This is a genomic window from Streptomyces sp. NPDC002324, assembly GCF_053593335.1.
The window spans coordinates 240,091-257,797 of sequence record NZ_JBSFCF010000007.1; the positions used below are offsets into that span (position 1 = coordinate 240,091).

Sequence of the window (17,707 nt, forward strand, 5' to 3'; positions counted from 1 at the left end):
CCCATGGGTCCCGTACTCGCCGGCGTGCTGCAACTGCTGGCCCTCATGGCGGCGCTCGGGCTCGCCCACGCCCCCCTCGGCAGCTACATGGCCGCGGTCTACTCCTCCGACCGGCACTGGCGGGTCGAGAAGTGGCTGTACAAGGGCATCGGCGCCGACCCCGACACCGAGATGCACTGGCCCGCGTACCTGCGTGGCATCCTCGCCTTCTCGGTCGTGGGCGTCCTTTTCCTCTACCTCCTCCAGCGGCTCCAGGGCGCCCTGCCCGGCTCGCTGGGCTTCGCCTCCATCGACCCGGACCAGGCGTTCAACACCGCTGCGTCCTTCGTGACCAACACCAACTGGCAGTCGTACTACGGCGAACAGGCCATGGGCCACGTCGTGCAGGTCGCCGGTCTGGCCGTACAGAACTTCGTGTCGGCGGCCGTCGGCATGGCGGTCGCCGTGGCCCTCGTGCGGGGCTTCGCCAGGTCCCGCGGTGGTGAACTCGGCAATTTCTGGGCCGATCTGGTCCGCGGGGTCACGCGCATCCTGCTGCCGCTGTCGGTGATCGCGGCCGTCGTGCTGGTCGCCTGCGGGGTCGTCCAGAACTTCTCCGGCATCCACGAGGTCGGACAGTTCATGGGCGGCTCCCAGCAGTGGAACGGCGGCGCCGTCGCCTCCACCGAGGCCGTCAAGGAGATCGGGACCAACGGCGGCGGCGTCTTCAACGCCAACTCCGCTCACCCGTTCGAGAACCCGACGCCCTTCACCAACCTCTTCGAGATCTTCCTGATGCTCGTCGTCCCGTTCGCCCTGACCCGCACCTTCGGAACCATGGTCGGCAGCGTGAAGCAGGGCTACGCGATCCTCGCCACCATGGCCACCGTCTGGGTCGGGTTCGTGGCGCTGATGATGTGGACCGAGTTCGCCCACCACGGCCCGGCAGCGCAGTTCGCCGGTGGCGCCATGGAGGGCAAGGAGGTCAGGTTCGGGGTCGGCGGTTCGTCGATCTTCGCGGTGTCGACCACCCTCACCTCCACGGGCGCGGTGGACGCATCCCATTCCTCCCTCACCGGTCTCGGCGGCGGCGTCACCATGCTCGGCATGATGCTGGGCGAGATCGCCCCCGGCGGCGTCGGCTCCGGTCTGTACGGCATGCTCGTCATGGCGATCATCGCCGTGTTCATCGCCGGGCTGATGGTCGGCCGCACCCCCGAGTACCTGGGCAGGAAGATCGGCACCCGCGAGATCAAGCTCGCCGCCTGCTACATCCTCGTCACGCCCGCGCTGGTGCTCGTCCTCACCGCGGCGGCCATGGCGCTGCCGACGCCCGGCCACTCCATGACCAACTCCGGCGCGCACGGATTCTCCGAGATCCTCTACGCCTATACCTCCGCGTCGAACAACAACGGCTCGGCCTTCGCCGGGCTGAACGCCGACACCCAGTGGTTCAACAGCACGCTCGGCATCGCGATGCTGCTCGGCCGGTTCCTGCCGATGGTCTTCGTGCTCGCCCTCGCCGGTTCGCTCGCCGAACAGAGACCCGTACCGGTCACGGCCGGCACGCTCCGTACCGAAAAGCCCCTGTTCGCCGGGTTGTTGGTGGGCGCGATCCTGATCATCACCGGGCTGACCTACTTCCCGGCCCTGGCACTGGGCCCGCTCGCCGAAGGGCTGGCGTCATGACCACCGACGTGAACAAGCACGAGGACACGATGGCCACAGTCACCCCCGCCCGGCCGCCGCACGGCGCCGCACCCACCCGGCACGGGGTGAACGAGGGCCGCGTCGGCGCCGGGAACTTCGACCCCCGGCAACTGCTCACCTCGCTGCCGGACGCCCTGCGCAAGCTCGACCCGCGGCTGATGGTCAAGTCACCCGTCATGTTCGTGGTGCTGGTCGGGTCCGTGCTGACCACGCTGTTCTCCTTCGAGGACCCGGGCGACGGGTTCGGCTGGACCATCAGCGCCTGGCTCTGGCTGACCGTGATCTTCGCCAACCTGGCGGAGGCGGTCGCGGAGGGCCGCGGCAAGGCGCAGGCCGACACCCTGCGCAGGGCCAGGACGGACACCGTCGCCCGCCGGCTCTCCCCGAACGGAACAGCGGAGGAACGTGTCCCCGGCACCGGCCTCCGCGTCGGCGACCGGGTCGTCTGCGAGGCGGGGGACGTCATTCCCGGCGACGGTGACGTCGTCGAGGGTGTCGCGTCGGTCGACGAATCGGCGATCACCGGGGAGTCGGCCCCGGTCATCCGGGAGTCCGGCGGCGACCGGTGCGCCGTGACCGGCGGGACGAAGGTCCTCTCCGACCGGATCGTCGTCAAGATCACCACCAGGCCCGGTGAGACCTTCGTCGACCGGATGATCAGCCTGGTCGAGGGCGCCGCCCGGCAGAAGACGCCCAACGAGATCGCCCTCAACATCCTGCTGGCCTCGCTGACGATCGTGTTCCTGCTGGCGGTGGCGACGCTGCCCCCGTTCGCCGACCACGCCGGCACCCACCTCACGATGGTCGTCCTGGTGGCACTGCTGGTGTGCCTCATCCCGACCACCATCGGCGCGCTCCTGTCGGCCATCGGCATCGCGGGCATGGACCGGCTGGTCCAGCGCAACGTCCTGGCGATGTCCGGCCGCGCGGTCGAGGCCGCCGGGGACGTCTCGACGCTCCTGCTCGACAAGACGGGCACCATCACGCTCGGCAACAGGCAGGCGGCCGAGTTCCTACCGGTGAACGGCACCTCCGCGTCGGAGGTCGCGGAGGCGGCCCGGCTCTCCTCGCTGGCCGACGAGACACCGGAGGGCCGCTCCGTGGTCGCCCTCGCGACGACTAGGTACGGGCTGCCCGAGCGGCATCAGGGAGAGCTGACCGGCGCCGAGTGGATCGCCTTCACCGCCCAGACCCGGATGTCCGGTGTGGACGTCGACGGGCGCAAGGTCCGCAAGGGCGCCGCCGGTTCGGTCACCGCCTGGGTGCGGGAGCGGGGCGGGACGATCGCCGGGGACGCCGACGGGATCGCCGAACGCATCGCCGGCGCGGGCGGCACGCCCCTGCTCGTGGCGGTCGAGGACGCCGACGGGGCACGCGTGCTGGGCGTCGTCCACCTCAAGGACGTGGTCAAGGACGGCATGCGCGAGCGGTTCGGTGAACTGCGGCGCATGGGCATCAGAACCGTCATGATCACGGGCGACAACCCGCTGACCGCGAAGGCGATCGCGGACGAGGCGGGCGTCGACGACTTCCTCGCCGAGGCCACGCCCGAGGACAAGATGGCCCTCATCAAACGGGAGCAGGCCGGCGGCAAACTCGTCGCGATGACCGGCGACGGCACCAACGACGCGCCCGCGCTGGCCCAGGCGGACGTGGGAGTGGCCATGAACACCGGAACCTCGGCCGCCAAGGAGGCTGGCAACATGGTCGACCTCGACTCCGACCCGACCAAGCTCATCGAGATCGTCGAGATCGGCAAGCAACTCCTCATCACCCGGGGCGCGTTGACGACGTTCTCCATCGCCAACGACGTCGCGAAGTACTTCGCGATCATCCCCGCGCTGTTCGCCGCCGTCCACCCGGGCCTCGACCGGCTCAACATCATGCGGCTGTCCTCGCCGGACTCCGCGATCCTCTCGGCGGTCGTCTTCAACGCGCTGATCATCATCGCCCTGGTGCCGCTCGCCCTGCGGGGCGTGCGGTACCGGCCGATGAGCGCCGACAGGCTGCTCCGCCGCAACCTCGGCATCTACGGCCTCGGCGGCCTGATCGCCCCGTTCATCGGCATCAAGGTCATCGACGTACTCATCTCGCTCATTCCCGGAATCGGGTGAAGGACTTGAACATCTCCCTGACGAACACCGCCCGCCTGCTGGGGGCGGGCCTGCGGGCCCTGCTCGCGCTGACGCTCGTCACCGGGGTCCTGTACCCGCTGGCCGTCACCGGCTTGGCCCAGGCACTCTTCCCCGGCACCGCCGACGGCTCCGAGATCAAGGACCACACGGGCCGGGTCGTCGGCTCCTCGCTCATCGGACAGTCGTACGAACTGCCGCTGGAGAAGGGCCAGAAGACCCCGGAGCCCGACCTGAAGTGGTTCCAGGGCCGCCCCGCCAACGGCCTCGGCGTCAACACCGTCAACACGCAGTACAAGCTCATCCTCTCCGGCGCGACCAACCGCTCCGCCGACAACCGCCGGCTCGTCCAGTGGGTGAAGGAGGCCAAGGCCGCCGTGGTCGAGGACAACTCGGTGCCCGGCCACCCGGTCCGGCCGTCCGAGGTGCCCCCGGACGCGGTCACCTCCTCCGGCTCCGGACTGGACCCGGACATCTCCCCGCGGTACGCCGACCTCCAGGTGCGCCGGGTCGCGGCGAGGAACGGACTCCCCGTCGCACAGGTACGCGACCTCGTCGAGCGGCACACCGACGGCCGCACCCTCGGCTTCATCGGTGAGCCCCGGGTGAACGTCCTCGAACTCAACATCGCGCTCAGGACACTCGCGGCCGGCAACTGACGGGCCCTCCTCGGTACGGTCTCCGGCGGCAGCCCCCGGACCACTCCCGTGCGGCGTGAACCGCTCGGGGTGTCCCGTCCGATGAGGGGGTGTGAGCGAAATGAAGCGGGGGAGTCCCGGCGACGCCGAGCTGATGCGGGCCGTCGCGGACGGGGACCGGCGGGCGTTCGAGGAACTGTACCGGCGGTACGCGCCGTGGCTCGTGCTGCGGTTGCGCGGCCGGTGCGCCGACCCGGTGCTGGTCGACGACGTCGTACAGGAGACGTTCCTCGACGTGTGGCGGGGAGCCGCCCGCTACCGGCGCGAGGGGGACGTGGCGGGCTGGCTGTGGCGGATCGGATCGCGCCGCCTGGTGGACGCGCTGCGGGGCGACGGGGCCAGGGGCCGGCTGCGCCAGGCGCTCGCCCGGCTGCGGCAGCGCGAGGAGGTGTCGGCCGAGGAGCAGGTGCTGGCACGGGTGCAGCACGGCGACCTGGCGGGGTCCCTGGCCGGGCTCTCGCCGGAGCTGCGCGCGGTACTGCAGGCCACGGTGATCGACGGCCTGACGACCCGTGAGGCGGCGGTCCTGCTCGGCATCCCCCCGGGCACGGTCAAGACCCGGGCCATGCGCGCCCGGAAGCAACTGCGGGAGGGCCTGACATGAGCTGGCACGCCGACGACGGGGACCTGCGGGAGTACGCCCGGGGAACGCTCGCGGCCCCCCGGCTGTGGTCCGTCGAGACGCACCTCGCGGCCTGCGCCGACTGCCGGGCCGCTCTCGCGGCCCATGTCCCGCCCGCCGAGATCAGCGCGGGCTGGGCCCGCCTGGACGCCGAACTCGACGCCCCGAGGCCGGGCTTCGCCGAGTCGCTCCTGATCCGGCTGGGGGTCGCCGACCACACCGCCCGACTGCTCGCGGCGACCCCCGTGCTGCGCCGTTCCTGGCTCGGCGCGGTGGTGCTCACCCTGCTGCTCGCGGTCGGCGTGGGACTTGCCGCGTCACCGCTGATGCTGTTGGCCACGGCACCGCTGCTGCCGCTGGCGGGGGTGGCCCTGTCCTTCGGGCCGGGGCTGGACCCGACGTACGAGACGGCCGTGGTCGCGCCGATGCACACCTTCCGTCTGCTGATGGTGCGGACGGTCGCGGTGCTGTCGACGACGACCCTGCTCAGCGGACTGGCGAGCCTGGCGCTGCCGTCCCTCGGCCTGGCCGCGCTCGGCTGGCTGCTGCCGGCGCTCGCGCTGACCGCGACGGGCGTGGCGCTGACCGCCCGGCTGGGGCCCGTTCTCGCGCCGGCGCTGGTCGCGGCCGCCTGGACCGCCCTGGTGCTGCTGAGCCGTCTGCTGGCGTCGGGCACCCCGCTGCCCTTCACCGCCGAGGGCCAGGGCACGGCGGCGGCCGTCGCGGCCGTGTCGACCGTCCTGCTGGTCGCGGCGCGGGACCGCTTCGACAGCGGCCGCCCCCTCGGCCCCTCCCGCCGATCCCTTCCCTTCGCAGCCAGGAGGCTGTCATGACACGACCCACGGTCTCGGCCGCCGGGCTGACCCTGAGCCATCGCGGTACCAGGGCGGTGGACGACGTGACCCTGCGGCTCTCCGAAGGTGTCACGGGCCTGCTCGGCCCCAACGGCGCGGGCAAGACGACCCTGCTGCGCATCCTGGCGACGGCCACGCCCCCGGACAACGGCGCCTTCACCGTCCTCGGACACGACCCCGGCACGGTCCACGGCCGGCAGGACGTACGACGCGTCCTCGGCTACCTCCCGCAGAACCCCGGGTTCCATCCGGACTTCACCGCCTTCGAGTTCATCGACTACGTGGCGATCCTGAAGGAGCTGACGGACCGGCGGGCCCGGCACGCCGAGGCCCGCCGGGTCCTCGACGCGGTCGGTCTCACGCAGGAGCGGGGCAAGCGGATACGGCGGCTCTCCGGCGGTATGCGCCAGCGCGTGGCGCTGGCGGCGGCTCTGGTCGGCGACCCCGGCTTCCTGGTCCTCGACGAGCCGACCGTCGGGCTCGACCCCGAACAGCGCATGCGCTTCCGGGAGTTGATCGCGGAGGCCGGCGAGGGCCGGACGGTGCTGCTGTCCACCCACCAGACCGAGGACGTGGCGATGCTGTGTCACCGGGTGGTGGTGATGGACAAGGGCCGGGTGCGGTTCGACGGCACGGCCGCGGACCTGACGGCCGTGGCGGACGGCCGGGTGTGGCACAGCTCGGAGCGGCAGCCGGGCGCCAGGGCCGGATGGCGCACCGGGACGGGCGAGTTCCGCAACGTCGGGGACCCGCCCGCGGGCGCGCGGCTGGTCGAACCGACGCTGGAGGACGGCTACCTCCTGTCGCTCGGCGGCGACCCGGTGGCGGAGGTGGCGGCGTGACGACCCTGACGGGAACACCGGTCGCCGCGCCGCGGCCGGAGTCGATACGGGTACGGGGCGGCCGGAGGGCGGTGCTCGCGCTGGCCCGGGTGGAGGCGCGGCGCCTGCTGCTGCACCCTCTGGTGCTGATCGCCGTGGCGGTGTACCTGACGCTGCTCCTCGGGTCGAGCGACGAGTCGGAGGACACCTACCCGGTGCTTCAGGACATCGACCGCGAGACACAGATCGGGCAGCTGCTGCTGGGGCTGGCGGTGATGATCGCCGTGAACATGGCGGTGCTGCGCTCGCACCGGCGGGGCACGGAGGCGTACTTCGGGGTGCTGGTGCTGCCGTCGTGGCGGCACACGGTCGCCCATCTGCTGTCGGTGCTGCCGATGGTACTGGTGGGGGCGCTGATCGTGGCCGGGCAGTTCACGGCCGCGGCGCTGAAGCCGGGCGCGGTGGGCCACGGCTCGGTGTCCGAGCTGGCGACCGGGCCGCTGCTGGTCCTCCTGCCCGGCGCCCTGGGCGTGCTGCTCGGCCGGGTCGCCCGGTCGGCCTTCGTGGCACCCCTCGCGGTGGTCGCCGTCCTGGCGGTCACCATGGTCTTCGTCGCCGACGCGGGCAGCTCGGCGTGGCTGCGCGGGCTGGCCCCCGTACTGTTCGACGAGGGCGCGCGGCCCCTGCCGTCCGACCTGCTGGGCCGCCCCGCTGCCTGGCACGCGCTGTATCTGCTGGCGCTCGCGGTGCTCGTGGCGGCCGGCGCGGTGCTGCTGAGCGGCGGCCGGACACGGGCCGTGCGGGCCACGGCGCTGGGTGCGCTCGGCGCGGTCGTGACCACCGTGGTCCTCCAGGGCACCGCGCCGACGGACGCGGTGCGCGCGGCACGCGAGAGGGCGACCCGCACCCCGGCGACGGTGCAGGACTGCGAGCGGCGCGGGGCGACGACGTACTGCGCGTTCCCCGAGTTCACCCCCTGGATCGACGAGTGGGCCCGGGTGACGGACGAGGTCCGGTCGCTGACCGGCGCACCGGACGCGACGCGGGCGCTGACCGTACGGCAGAGGGTCGCCGCGCTCGACGGACCGTCGGGTCAGAGGGACCTCCCGCCCGCCGCGCCCGGCGAGGTGACGGCGTCCACCGCGTGGGGCGGCGAGCGGGAACTGGAGTTCGCGGCGAGCGTCGCCCGGGGGCTGGTCGTGGACCACGAGCGCTACGAGGGCGTGTACTGCGACGCCCGGGGTGTGCTGATGGTCTGGCTGGCGGTCCGCGCGACCCGGGACGGCGAGGCGATGTTCGAGAAGCTGGGGCAGGGGCCCTACAGCCCGGGGGTGATCCAGGCGCCGGTGGCCGCGGTCGTCCTGCGCGGTCGTGAACTGGCCGTCCTCCAGGCGGTGTTGGACGAGCCCGCGCAGGAGGTGGACCGCAGGGTGAAAACGGCCTGGGTGGAGCTGTCCGCCCCAGGTACGTCCACCGACCGCGCGGCCGCACTGCTGGGCGTCACCGCCCCGGCCGAGACCGCCGACGACCGGGAGTACCAGTGCGCGTGAGGCGACGGCTGCCGGTGGTGGCGGCCCTGGTGCGGCCCACGGCACGGTCGCTGCCGTGGACCGTGTTCGCCGCCGGCTGGGCACTGGGGCTGGCCGTGGCCGCCGTACCGGTGCTGTTCTCGGTGGACCTCCCGGCGGAGGTTGTGGTCGACCTGTTGCGGACGGCCGCGTTGTGCGGGGCGGTGGGGCTGGCGTTCGTCCTGGACGATCCGGCCCGGCACACCACAGGTGTCCCTCCGGTGCCCCGTCCACTGCGGCAGGCCGTGCGCGTGGCCGTCGTCCTGCCGGCGGTCGCGGTCTGGTGGGCGGCGGTGCTCGGTGTGCTGCGGGCGGGCGCCGACGCCGAGGAATGGGCCGCCTTGCCGTCGGGAGCGGTGACGGTCGAGGCCGGCGCCCTGTGCGCGCTGGCGCTCGCCCTGGCCGCGACGACGGTGCGGTTCAGCGCGCTCAGCGTGCCGGGGCCGGCCGTGGCGGGCGCCGTACTGGCCCTGCCGGTGACGGCCGCTCTGCTTCTCCCGGACCGCTTCGCGCTCTTCGTCCCGCCGAGTGCCCCGCGCTGGGACGACGCCCACGTGCTGTGGGCCGGCGTCCTGGCCGCCGTGCTCGCCCTCTGGCCGGCGTGCGCCCCGGAGCCGCGCCGTCGCTTCGGAAAGGTCCGAGGGCGGCGGGGCGGGGCCGGCTGACCGGCGCTGCCGACGAGGGCTGATCAGTCGCGGGGCGGAGGACTGATCAGCGGCGGGGGGAACACGAGAGGTCCGGCCAGGCCCGGTCCGGCCAGGCCGCCATCTGGCGGAGCCCGCACGTTCCCCGGCCAGACCTCCTCCCGCCACGCGGCGCCGCTCCGGAACGCGGTGGTGGGGCGGCTGGACGCGGGAGCGAGCCCCGGGCCCGCCCGGGGCGCGGTCCGCCTCCCCGTGGCGGTGCGGGTGCGGGACATCACCGGACGGGAGAGCCTTGGCCGCACCGCCCGGAGGAGAACGACCATGACCCGACCGGTCCACGAAACGTCGCGCGGGGTGCGCCGGATCACCCTGGACGCGGCGGGGGTGCCCCTGTCCGCCCTGCTCGTCGAGCCGCCCGGGGGGCCCACGCGTGCCGTCGTGGTCGCCGTGCACGGCGGTGGCATGAACGCGGGCTACTTCGACTGCCGGGCCCATCCGCGGCAGTCGCTGCTGACGTTGGGGGCGGGCCTCGGCTACACCGTCCTGGCCGTGGACCGGCCGGGCTACCGGCACTCCGCCGCCAGGTTCCCCGAGGGCCAGAACCTGACCGAACAGGCCCTCGCGCTGCGCGCGGCCCTGCGTGACTTCGCCTCCCGCCACGACACGGGCGCGGGCCTGTTCCTGCTGGCCCACTCCTACGGCGGAAAGGTGGCGCTCACCGCCGCCGCGGACCCCGGCCCGCCGCGCCTGCTCGGCGTGGACATCTCCGGCTGCGGCCACCGGTACGCCGTCGAGCCGCACGACCTGCCCACCACCCACGAGGGCGGTGACCGGCTGCGCCGCAGCTGGGGGCCGCTGCGGCTCTATCCGTCCGGCACCTTCAGGGAGAGCGGCTCGATCGTCGAGCCCGTGCCCGCCCGGGAACGGGCCGAGCTGCCCCGCTGGCCGCTGCTCTTCCGCACCACGGCACCCCGCGTCCGCGTGCCCGTACGGCTCACCTTCGCCGAACACGAGGCCTGGTGGCGCCACGACGACGAGGCGCTCACCGAACTGGCCGCGCACTTCACCGGGGCGCCGCACGTCACGGTCGACCGCCAGCCGGCGGCCGGGCACAACATCAGCCTCGGCTGGGCCGCCCGCTCCTACCATCTGCGAGCCCTCGCCTTCCTGGAGGACTGCCTGACCGTCCGCGAGACGACCCTCACGGCCGGCGTGGACCGGAGCGATGCCGTCGGCTCGCCGCTTGGTTCACATTCATGAACATTGCTCACATGAATGTACTTTGACGTGGTCGCTGTGTCACGCTCGGTCAACCCCTTGCTCCTACTGCACAGTTGGAGGCGTGGACCATGAGTGTGTCCCGACGCAGCGTCCTGACCACGGCCGCCGGTGCCGTGACGATGGGTACCACACCGGCATCGGCATCGGCATGGGCATCCGAACCAGCATCGGCGGCGTCGACGGTCGCGGTCGCCGACCGGAGTCCGCGGTCCTCCCGGCGCACACTCCGCGCGGCCGCCGACTTCGCGGTCGAGCGGAGTGTGCGCCGTCGCACCCCAGGTGACCGCCTTCCCGGTCGGGACCAGGTTCGAGAAGTGGGTCTACTCGCAGAACGGTGACTGGGTCGGCGGGTTCTGGCCCGGAACCCTGTGGATGGCGTGGCTGCACACCGAGGGCGACGCCTTCCGGACCTGGGCACTGGAGTCGGCGCAGAAGCTCGCCCCCGCCGGTACGACACGAGCACCCACGACCTCGGCTTCCTCTTCTCCCCCTCATGGGTCACCGCCTGGCGGCTGACGGGCGACGACGCGTGGCGGACGGGTGCCGTACGGGCGGCCGACTCCCTGATCCAGCGGTACAACCCGCGCGGCCGCTTCATCCGCGCCTGGGGAGCGCTGACCGATCCGCGCAACGCCGGCCGGGTCATCATCGACACGATGATGAACCTCGACCCGCTCGCGTTCGCGGCCCGGCAGACCGGCGACCCGAGGTACCTGGACATCGCGGTCGAGCACGCGCGGACCACGCAGCGGGTGTTCCCGCGCCGTGGCGGCCCCGTGTGCGTCTCTCATGTCCGTTCGCCCTTCCCACGGTCTTTCATGGATGTGAACGACGTTCAGATGTGTGCTGAGCGGTGAGCATGCCATGGCGTACCGGAGGGCGAAAGGGCTCGTACGACCTTTATTGGTGTGGACCTATGTGGGAATGGGCTTCCTCCTCGGATCAGATGAGTGAACCGACGAGGAAGCCCTTTCTCGTGCCGCCCGGCTAGCCGGGCAGCCCCCAGCGGGGTGCGTCGGCGTTCGGGCGCACGGGCCTGACCGTCAGATCGGGCCGGTCGCCCCTGGCGGTGATCAGCGCCGACTCGCCCTTGCCCAGCGGTACGTGGATCACCCCGTCACCGACGGCGGTGTGCCGCAGAGGGCGGCCCCGCCCGTCCCGCACCTCGATCGGCCCGGCGATCCCGTGCCGTACCCGGCAGGGGGCGCCCGCCTCGCCGGTCAGCCGCACCCAGCGGGTGGTGCCGCTCTCGCGGCGCGCGCTGAGCAGGAAGGCGCCCTGCGTACGGAAGTCGTGCACCGCCAGATCGGTCCAGGCGGCGGGCAGGGCGGGAAACACCCGGATGACACCGCCCCACGACTGGCACACCATGTCGTGCAGCGACTGTGCGGCGGACAGGGGCGTCTCGATGACCGGCCCCGACTCCTGGTACATGGTGTTGGGCTTGATGAAGCGGGTCATGAGTTCCCCGAGGTACCGCAAGGCGTCCTCGCCCTTGCCGAGCAGCGCGGAGATCGAGGCGGCACCGGTGAAGGTGTACCCCTGCAGCGCGCCCTCGAAGCCCACCCAGTGGGCCAACGACCGTTCGATCAGGGCGCGTTCCTCGGGCGTGTCGCCCGTCAGCTCGTACAGCGGGTAGACCGCGAGCAGATGGGAGTAGTGGCGATGGGACTTCGCGAAGGGGATGTCCGCGCCGATCATGAACCCGTTCGCGTCCGTCGGGTACGGCGCCCGCTTCCTCAGCACCTCACGCCAGCGGGGTGCCAGCGCGTCGTCGATCCCCAGCAGCTCGGCGGATTCCAGCAGGGTGCGGCAGCCCCAGGTCAGCAGCATCAGGTCGTAGGCGCAGTCGCGCGAGTTGCCGCCGTACTCGGGGGAGAAGGTGGCGGGCAGGTGCAGCTTGCCGTCCGGGCCGGGCTCCAGGAAGTGCAGGTAGTAGGTGACCGCCCCGCGCAACAGGGGGAACAGGACGTCACGGAGGACCGACTCGTCCATGGTGTGCCGGTAGGTGAGCCACACATTGTGCAACGCCCAGGTCAGGTTGCCGACTTCGGGCGTCGGCGGATCCTGGCCGGGAACACCGACGCCGTAACCCACCAGGGGGCCGGTCGCACCGTTGACGAGTTGGGGATCGGTGGTGCGGGGGATGCCGAACGAGTCGGCGCGGTACGGGGCCGGCACCTCCTTGGCGAGGTTGTCCCGGTGATCGCTCAACGCCCGCGTGATGGCGTCGAGTTCGAGATGGTTGGAGCCGTGGACGAGCCAGTACTCCAGCTGCGCGTTGAGGTTCCACCACGTGTTGGGCCACGGCGTGGGTTCCAGCCAGGGGCCGCACGTGGCCATCACCGGCGCGTCGCGGCGGGCGGCGGAGGCCGCCTTGTAGAGCTGGATCCAGTAGAAGCGCTGGATGCGGGCGTCGGGGACGGACAGAAAGCTCTTGCGGTAGTACGCGTGCCACCACGCGCGGTGCGGCACGGCCAGTGCGGAGTAGGGCAGCCGGGCCGCCGCGCGGACCGCCGCGAGGGCCCGGCCGAGGGCGGTGGCCCGGGGATACGAGTGCGCGACGTGCGCGTACAGGGTCCGCGTCCGGCCCCGGCTCCGCTCCCGCCACGCGGTGACGTGCTGCCCGCCGGCCAGCAGCGGCTGTACGGCGGCGGCCACGCCCGCGTGGTCCGCGACCTCGGCGGGCGGGTTGCCGCGGTAGCCGTCCGGCAGCGGTTTGAAGGCGGCCCGCGGACTGATCGCCTCCGCCGGACGGAACACCCAGCGAAAGCCGCGCTCACCTTCGCTCGGGATCACTTCCACGGCGAGGACCGAACGGTCGTTGTGGACGAGGGCCCGCAGGGACAGGGTCCCCCGGTCCGTGGTGAGCGTTCCGGTCAACTCGGCGTCCCGCAGCGACAGCCGCCAGTCGACGCCGGTGATCGCGCCCACCGGCTCCAGGGTGAAGTGCCCGATCGGCAGCCGGGCCAGGCCGAACAGTGACCCGAACTCCGGCCGGTGGTCCTGCACTTCGGAGTGCTGGACGTTGAAGCGCACGGCCCTCGGCGCGGCGCCCGGTCCGGCGCCCGGTCCGGCGCCCGGCTCCGCGTAGATCCCGGAGCCGAGGAAGCCGTTGCCGAGGAACGGGCCTTCGTGCCAGGCCGCCGGCATCCGCCGCCAGACCAGGTCCGCGTCGTCGAGGACCGTGCGCCAGGGGTCCACGGGAGGCGCGGCGGCCCCGGCCCGCGTACGGCCGGCCGCCGCGGCCTGTGCGGGCGGCCCCGGGGCCAGGAGGGCGCCGGTCAGGGCGGAACCGGTGGCGAGGACGGTACGCCGGGACGGATCGTGCGCGGAGCGAGAGGTCATGGTGCCTCCAAGACGGACTCACGCGAATCATCGGATCTATGCCGCGATGAAACATAGGTAGGCGAGTGAGTGGGCGTCAATGAGGCGGCATTGATGGGCCGATAATGCAGAGGCGATGCGGAAGTGATGCGGAAGCGATGCGAATTCATCGTGACGCTCAGGGTTGATAGCTCCGATGTATCGACGGGTGTCGGTCTATGTCTCCCGCATCCAGGCTCGCGTCCCGAACGAGGCGCACGCCCGCGAGGCCACCTCGGCCGCCGCGCGCAGGGCCTCGGCGAAGCCCCGCGCGGTCATGTCGTCCAGCGGTGCGAGGCGATGGGCGAGCGCCCCGTGCAGGACGTCTCCCGCGCCCAGCGTGTCCGCGACCCGTACGGCGGGAACGTCCACCGTGCCACCGCTGCCGGGCCCCGCCCACACGAGGGGCCGCCCGCCCCGGCTGACCGCCGACCAGGCCACGCCGTGGTCCCGCAGGAACCGCAGGGTGTCCGCCGCCGCGCCGGCCGGAGCGCCCGCCCGCCCGTGCGCGCCGGGCGGACGGAAGTCGTCCGAGCAGACGGCCACGTCGATCGACGGCAGCAGCCTCTCCGTACCCGCCTTCCAGCTGCCCCCGTCGAACACGGTCCGGCGCCCGGCGGCACGCGCCGCGCGCGCGGCGGCCACGGCCAACTCCAGGTGGTGGCCGTCGAACTCGACGACATCGTGGTCCGCCACCAGCGCGTCGAGACCCTCGGGCGGGGCGAGCCGGTACGCCGTCGCGTTGGTCGACGCGACGGCGCGGTCTCCGCTGGACGCGGTCACCAGAACCGACGACACGGCGGGCGGCGCGGCCGAGCCGCCCGCCAGGTCCACCACCCTCACGCCCATCCGGTCCAGGTCCGCCGTGACGACGGCCCCCAGCGGGTGGCCGCCGATCGCGGTGAGCAGGGTGGCCGCGCCGCCCAGGTGGGCGAACGCGACAGCCGCGTTGGCCGCCGGGCCGCCCGCGGTCACGAGCTGCGCTCGAGCCGTCAGCTTCTCGTTCGCCCCCGGCACATGGTCGACGAGCTGCACCACGTCCAGCACGCACAACCCGACGAACAGACCACGAGGCCGTTCCCGGACGCCCGCCACCGCCCCGTCCCCTGACTCCACCGGCTCTCCTGACTCCACCAAGGTCTCCCCACTTTCCTGTGGCCCCACGGCCTCCGCCGACCATCCTCTCCACCGGCGCACAGGCGCTCGCGAAAGCGGGCGCCCGCGGGGGCGTGGCGTGGCAGGGTAGGGGCTCGGGCGTTCCGGGTGGTCGCGCGCCATGCGTGGCGTGCCCGGCGCACAATGAACCCTGGAAGCAGTGCCCTGTCGTCGGTCTGTGGGCCCATGGACGACGGCTCCGGTCGTACGGAGAGAAGGAACGATGGGCGAGCACGGTGTCGCCTCGGCCGCGGTCGACGCCAGGGGGCTGGTCACCGCGTGGAGTGCGGGCGCCCGACGGGTCCTCGGATACGAGCACGGGGAGGTGGTGGGCCGCCGGGCGGCCGATCTACTGGCCGACGCCCTTCCGGCCGCGGCCCGCGCCACTCTCGCCGAACCGGCCGACTGGCAGGGCTCCGTGCACGCGCGGCACCGGGACGGTCACGGGGTGGAACTGGAGCTGGCGGCCCACCCGCTCCTGGACGCGTCGGGTGAGGTTCAGTGGTTTCTGACGGCCACGGTGCCGGAGCCGGCCGTGCGGCTGCGTCGATGGGCCCTGGACCAGCTTCCCGTGCCCATCGCGCTCTTCGACCAGGACGGGCTCGCGGTGTCCGCCAACTCCGCGATGGAAGGGGTCATGGGCAGGTCGCAGCAGGATCTGCTGGGCCGCCGGGTGGGGGAGTCGGTCGACGGACGGCGACGGCTGCCGGGCTTCGAGGGCCTCGACGAGGCGGTGCGCAGTGTCCTGCGCACGGGTGAGCCCATGCCGTTCGAGGCCTGGCTGCGCGCACCGGGCGAGGCCCGTGAGCACGCGTGGCTGGTGTCGCTCAGCCCGTTGAAGGACGGCTCCGGCGCGGTACGGGGCATGTGTCTGGCCGCGATCGACAGCACGGAGCAGTTCCTGGCCCGGCGGCGGCTGAGCATGCTCAACGAGTCGGGCGACCGGATCGGCTCCACCCTGGACGTCACCCGCACCGCCGAGGAACTCGCCGAGGTGTGCGCGGACCACCTCGCCGACTTCGTCATCGTGGACCTGCTGGACTCGGTGCGGGCCGGTGAGGAGACCACCGTCTCGCCCGGCGCCGATCCCCTCGTCTTCCGCCGCACCGCCCAGCGGTCCGTGCTGGAGGGCTGCCCCGAGGCCGTGATCCCGGTCGGCAGCAGACACACCTACGCGGCGGGGTCGCCGCCGGACCGCGCGCTGACCACCGGCCGGGCCGTGCTGTACGAGCCCGACGACGTCACCGGGCGGCTGTGGGCGGGTTCACCGGAGCGCGCCCGCAGCATCGAGATCCACGGTATCCACTCGGCCATGGCCGTGCCCCTGCGCGCCCGGGGCATCACCCTCGGCCTGTCGATCCTCTCCCGGCACCGCACGGCCGAGCCCTTCGGTGAGGACGATCTGCTGCTCGCCGAGGAACTCGCCGCCCGCGCCGCGGTCTGTGTCGACAACGCCCGCCGCTACACCCGCGAACGCGCCATCGCCCTCGAACTGCAGCGCAGTCTCCTGCCCCACCGGGCGCCCCGCCAGGCCGCCGTCGAGGTCGCCTCCCGCTACCAGCCGGCCAGCACGCGCGCCGGGATCGGCGGCGACTGGTTCGACGTCATCCCCCTGTCCGGGGCCAGGGTCGGCCTCGTCGTCGGCGATGTCGTGGGCCACGGTGTGCAGGCGTCCGCCACCATGGGCCGGCTCCGCACGGCCGTGCGCACCCTGGCCGACGTGGACCTCGCGCCGGACGAGCTCCTCACCCAGCTCGACGACATCGTCCTGCGCCTGGACTCCGAGCGGACCACGGACGAGCCCGAGGGCGCGGAGAGCCCGGGGGAGATTGGCGCCACCTGCCTGTACGCCGTCTACGACCCCGTCTCGCGCCGCTGCTCCATGGCGCGGGCCGGCCATCCGCCACCGGCGCTGATCGCCCCGGACGGCGAGGCCGCGTTCCTCGACCTGCCGATCGGGCCGCCGCTCGGCGTGGGCGGTCTGCCCTTCGAGACGGCGGAGTTCGAGGTCCCCGAGGGCAGTGTGTTCGCCTTCTACACCGACGGCCTGGTCCAGGCACCGGACCGCGACCTGGACGACGGACTCACGCGGTTGCGCCAGGCCCTGCGCGGCACGGACCGTCCCCTGGAGGAGACCTGCGACCAAGTGCTGCGGAGCCTGCTGACCGACCGGCCCGTCGACGACGTGGCCCTGCTCCTGGCCCGGACCCGGGCGCTGGACGCCGACCGGGTCGCCACCTGGGACGTGCCCGCCGATCCCGCCTTCGTCGGGCAGGCCCGCAAGCTGGCCTGCGACCAACTGGCCGCCTGGCGGCTGGAGGAGGTCTCCTTCGTCACCGAGCTGATCGTGAGCGAGCTGGTCACCAACGCCATCCGCTACGGCGGGTCCCCGATCCAGCTGCGGCTGATCCGTGAGACGACGCTCATCTGCGAGGTGTCGGACTCCAGCAGTACCGCCCCGCACATGCGCCGCGCCCGCGCCTTCGACGAGGGCGGCCGGGGCCTCCTGCTCGTCGCCCAGCTCACCCAGCGCTGGGGCAGCCGCCACACCCGCACCGGCAAGACGATCTGGGCCGAGCAGGCTCTCCCCGGCGAGGGTGGCGACGCGTAGGGCCCTTCTGACGGATCTCCGCGGCGTCGCGACGCCCGGCACGCCCTCTCGCCGCACCGGGCGAAAGCCCAAGTACGTCCAGTACGAGGTCTTCCGCCCGCCACGCCGAGAGCACGCACCGAACGCCGCTCCTTCTCCCACGGAGATCCGTCAGAAGGGCCCTGGGCCGCGAGCGGCGCCGACGACCGTGGAACTCCTTGACCGCCGGTCGGCACTCCACGATGCTGTGTTGCGGTAGGTGCGATGCGTACCGCAATAAGCAACTG

General features: G+C 72.9%; 13 protein-coding genes. 11 read left to right on the top strand and 2 right to left on the bottom strand.

Going from position 1 to position 17,707, the window contains the following annotated elements; translation table 11 throughout:
• Positions 1-3 precede the first annotated feature (3 nt).
• The 10 genes from kdpA (at position 4) to ACWCRJ_RS13185 (ending at position 11,166) form a co-directional block, all read left to right on the top strand.
• Positions 4-1,668 carry a potassium-transporting ATPase subunit KdpA gene (gene kdpA, locus ACWCRJ_RS13140; protein ID WP_450939368.1) on the top strand — a complete coding sequence of 555 codons (1,665 nt, stop codon included), beginning with the start codon at positions 4-6 and terminating at the stop codon, positions 1,666-1,668.
• Positions 1,665-3,803 carry a potassium-transporting ATPase subunit KdpB gene (gene kdpB, locus ACWCRJ_RS13145; RefSeq protein WP_450939369.1) on the top strand — a complete coding sequence of 713 codons (2,139 nt, stop codon included), beginning with the start codon at positions 1,665-1,667 and terminating at the stop codon, positions 3,801-3,803. Before kdpA ends, kdpB begins: the two co-directional genes overlap by 4 nt.
• A gap of 5 nt (positions 3,804-3,808) precedes the next feature.
• Positions 3,809-4,480 carry a potassium-transporting ATPase subunit C gene (locus ACWCRJ_RS13150; protein WP_450939370.1) on the top strand — a complete coding sequence of 224 codons (672 nt, stop codon included), beginning with the start codon at positions 3,809-3,811 and terminating at the stop codon, positions 4,478-4,480.
• Positions 4,481-4,580: 100 nt separating this feature from the next.
• Positions 4,581-5,123: an RNA polymerase sigma factor gene (locus tag ACWCRJ_RS13155; protein ID WP_097251280.1), complete on the top strand. Its 543-nt coding sequence runs from the start codon at positions 4,581-4,583 to the stop codon at positions 5,121-5,123.
• Positions 5,120-5,974, top strand: a complete 855-nt coding sequence (locus ACWCRJ_RS13160) for a zf-HC2 domain-containing protein (RefSeq protein ID WP_450939371.1) — start codon at positions 5,120-5,122, stop codon at positions 5,972-5,974. Before ACWCRJ_RS13155 ends, ACWCRJ_RS13160 begins: the two co-directional genes overlap by 4 nt.
• The gene (locus ACWCRJ_RS13165) at positions 5,971-6,837 is read left to right on the top strand and encodes an ABC transporter ATP-binding protein (protein ID WP_450939372.1); all 867 of its coding nucleotides are present in this window, start codon (positions 5,971-5,973) and stop codon (positions 6,835-6,837) included. The genes ACWCRJ_RS13160 and ACWCRJ_RS13165 overlap by 4 nt, the downstream gene beginning before the upstream one ends.
• Positions 6,834-8,366, top strand: a complete 1,533-nt coding sequence (locus ACWCRJ_RS13170) for an ABC transporter permease (RefSeq protein WP_450939373.1) — start codon at positions 6,834-6,836, stop codon at positions 8,364-8,366. The genes ACWCRJ_RS13165 and ACWCRJ_RS13170 overlap by 4 nt, the downstream gene beginning before the upstream one ends.
• Positions 8,363-9,049, top strand: coding sequence for an ABC transporter (locus ACWCRJ_RS13175; protein ID WP_450939374.1), 687 nt, complete (start codon positions 8,363-8,365; stop codon positions 9,047-9,049). The genes ACWCRJ_RS13170 and ACWCRJ_RS13175 overlap by 4 nt, the downstream gene beginning before the upstream one ends.
• Before the next feature lie 300 nt (positions 9,050-9,349).
• Positions 9,350-10,288, top strand: a complete 939-nt coding sequence (locus tag ACWCRJ_RS13180) for an alpha/beta hydrolase (RefSeq protein WP_450939375.1) — start codon at positions 9,350-9,352, stop codon at positions 10,286-10,288.
• A 398-nt stretch (positions 10,289-10,686) separates the two neighbouring features.
• Complete coding sequence (locus ACWCRJ_RS13185; protein ID WP_450939376.1) at positions 10,687-11,166, top strand: hypothetical protein; 480 nt, start codon at positions 10,687-10,689, stop codon at positions 11,164-11,166.
• A 130-nt stretch (positions 11,167-11,296) separates the two neighbouring features.
• On the opposite strand, the gene ACWCRJ_RS13190 is transcribed toward ACWCRJ_RS13185, so the two are convergent.
• Together ACWCRJ_RS13190 and ACWCRJ_RS13195 are read right to left on the bottom strand one after the other, a co-directional pair.
• Positions 11,297-13,657: a glycosyl hydrolase family 95 catalytic domain-containing protein gene (locus tag ACWCRJ_RS13190; protein WP_450939377.1), complete on the bottom strand. Its 2,361-nt coding sequence runs from the start codon at positions 13,655-13,657 to the stop codon at positions 11,297-11,299.
• 195 nt (positions 13,658-13,852) lie between these two features.
• Entirely contained in the window at positions 13,853-14,791 is a 939-nt protein-coding gene (locus ACWCRJ_RS13195; protein WP_450939378.1) for a PfkB family carbohydrate kinase, read from the bottom strand.
• Positions 14,792-15,053: 262 nt separating this feature from the next.
• Here ACWCRJ_RS13195 and ACWCRJ_RS13200 point away from each other — a divergent pair, with 262 nt between their 5' ends.
• Positions 15,054-17,441, top strand: a complete 2,388-nt coding sequence (locus tag ACWCRJ_RS13200) for a SpoIIE family protein phosphatase (RefSeq protein WP_450939379.1) — start codon at positions 15,054-15,056, stop codon at positions 17,439-17,441.
• The last annotated feature ends 266 nt before the right edge of the window (positions 17,442-17,707 follow it).